Annotated in this window: 1 protein-coding gene; it reads right to left on the bottom strand. The window is 53.3% G+C overall.

Annotated features, from left to right (window positions below; translation table 11 throughout):
- A partial coding sequence (locus tag Q0895_RS13415; protein WP_299189791.1) for an Ig-like domain-containing protein occupies positions 1 to 368 on the bottom strand: 368 nt, incomplete at both ends.

Here is a 368-nt window from a genome sequence, read left to right as displayed (position 1 = left end):
ATCACCTCACCATTGGTAAGCGGCGTCTCAAGCACTACCTCATAAGCGCCTGTATCGGCATTAGCGGCCGCGCGACCTATGATCGCATTGTTCTCATCTAAGATGGTAACCCTAGAACCTGGCTCAGCGGTGCCGGTGACGATTGTGCCATCAGTATTGATGTCAACTACTGGCGCCTCAGGAGCAGTTGAGTCAGTGGCTCTAGCAGTGCCTGCGTCTGACGTATTGTTGGCAGCATCGGTTAAGGTTGCACTGATGGTTTCGCCATTGGTTAATGCTGGATCTAGCGGCGCAGTAAAGCTGCCGTTTTCAATCGTGCCTTCAATCAAACCGTTTGGCGTGGTGAGACTCACCGTCGCACCCTCTTC

Source organism: uncultured Psychrobacter sp., from assembly GCF_947495825.1.
GTDB lineage: Bacteria > Pseudomonadota > Gammaproteobacteria > Pseudomonadales > Moraxellaceae > Psychrobacter.
This window is presented reverse-complemented; position numbering and strand designations above follow the sequence as displayed.